This is a genomic window from Microcystis wesenbergii FACHB-1317 (assembly GCF_014696875.1).
Lineage (GTDB): Bacteria > Cyanobacteriota > Cyanobacteriia > Cyanobacteriales > Microcystaceae > Microcystis > Microcystis wesenbergii_A.
Window position 1 is genome coordinate 1 of sequence record NZ_JACJQV010000093.1, and the last position, 1,822, is coordinate 1,822.

A 1,822-nucleotide genomic window follows, 5' to 3' on the forward strand; every position below is an offset into this window, starting at 1 on the left:
CGAATCACCGCCGTATTTGTCTCGATTCCTGTGGCTAAAAGGGAAGGATCGGTTAAATTGGTCTCTGATCGGGGTAAAATGACTGATTGACGCAGTGCGCCCAGCATTTCGGCGGTAAATTTGCTTAATTTCTCCTTTTCCTCTTCATAATAACGACGTACCGATTGCAACACTTGCAGAAAACCGGGACGATCAAAGCGCGGTTGCACGGGAAAATAGGTGCCACCATAGAAGGGAATTAAACTATCGGGTGTTAGGAAGACATTCAGAGGCCAACCCCCTTGACCGACCATCATCTGCAATGCTTGCATATAGATACTATCGATGTCCGGTCTTTCCTCGCGATCAACTTTGATCGGCAAAAAATACTGATTGAGATAATCGGCAATGGCTCGATCGGAAAAAGCCTCTCCTTCCATAACCGTACACCAATGACAGCTAGAATAACCGATCGAGAGAAAGATCGGTTTATCTTCTCTCCTGGCAATTTCTAGGGCGCTGTCACACCAATACCACCAATCGATCGGGTTTTCGGCGTGTTTTCGCAGGTAAAGACTTTCAGATTCAGCCAGATGATTAGCCATGGGAAAAGGGGTATTTTTGCTCTTGCTGCTTATTAGTTTAAGCTAATTAGAGACTAACCTAGAATCAAGCTTCCCCTCATGCTGAAAACTTCGATCGCTCTGGTGTTTTTTCTCACTCAATCTTTGCCCCTTAACCTGCAAGTGCAGGGAGTGGCTAATCATTTAATTGGGGTCATGGATACGACGCAACAAGCGCAGACTAACCCCCGCATTGCTAAGGTGCAAATGACCACCTGTGCCGTGGATTTTTCCCCCAAACAGGATAATATTTATCTTTATCAAGAACAGGCAATTATCGATCGCTTAAATCAACCCTATCGTCAAAGAATTTTAGTCATTCAACCTAGCGCTGATAATTCCACTGTGGAATCAAAAGCTTATAAGTTAAATAATGCCGCTAACTTTATTAATTTTTGTAACAAAGACTTGACAGAAAGAAAATTAAATGTATCAGATTTGGCCGGGTCGGTGTGTACTGTGTTTTTAAAACCGATAGCGGGGGGTTATCGGGGAGAAACTCCCCCCCAAGGCTGTCCCACTAATGCCAGAGGTGCGGTGAAAATAACTAATACAATTATTCTACATTCCCAGGGCATGGATACCAGCGATCGAGGTTATGATAGCCTTGGGCGGCAGGTATGGGGAGCGCAGGATAATTTCTATCAATTTCGCTGGCAAAAACCAGAAAATTAGCCGCTAATAGGGATTATAACTCGATGAGATCGGTCTTAAGTCCCAAAATTAAAATTTTGACTAATTTTTTGGTATTCTTCCTCCGAGTATAAATCCGCCGGAGAAGCCAGGCGATCGAGAAAGAGGATTCCTTCCAGATGATCGTATTCGTGTTGAAAGATACCCCCGACCCTAATAATTCCATCTTGGTCCTTTTTCGCCACCGCTTCGCCATCCCTTCCCGTTCCTCATATCAACATGGACAAACCCGCGCCGCGCTCCATATCCTAATAAGTACCTAAGCAAAATTAATTACACATATCTAACCCCGCTCTTGCCTCTTGCCTCTTGCCTATCTTCACTAGGAAATTAATTTTGCACGACTACTTACCAAATTTCTAAATTCCTGACAGACATAGAGCTTCTAAAATCCAAGACCAACCCGTTAAATATCCGATAGTGTCATTGGATAAACGATTTAAAAGAGCATCGAGTTTATCTCTTAAAGCATCAAGAGATTCAAAAGTTTCCCATGCCAGAAAATTTTTCAGGTACAGCCAAACTCT

Annotated in this window: 2 protein-coding genes and 2 pseudogenes; 1 reads left to right on the forward strand and 3 read right to left on the reverse strand. The window is 43.3% G+C overall.

The annotated features are described in order from the left end of the window. Positions 1-584: thioredoxin domain-containing protein (locus tag H6F92_RS05970; RefSeq protein WP_190357131.1), on the reverse strand; the 584-nt coding region annotated here is incomplete at its 3' end. Between the two features lie 78 nt (positions 585-662). Here H6F92_RS05970 and H6F92_RS05975 point away from each other — a divergent pair. After that, entirely contained in the window at positions 663-1,277 is a 615-nt protein-coding gene (locus H6F92_RS05975; RefSeq protein WP_190357132.1) for a chromophore lyase CpcT/CpeT, read from the forward strand. 35 nt (positions 1,278-1,312) lie between these two features. Here H6F92_RS05975 and H6F92_RS05980 read toward each other — a convergent pair. Continuing rightward, a pseudogene (locus H6F92_RS05980) lies at positions 1,313-1,438 on the reverse strand (peptide deformylase); the annotation flags it as partial. Positions 1,439-1,654: 216 nt separating this feature from the next. After that, positions 1,655-1,822, reverse strand: a pseudogene (locus H6F92_RS05985) (IS630-like element ISMae27 family transposase); the annotation flags it as partial.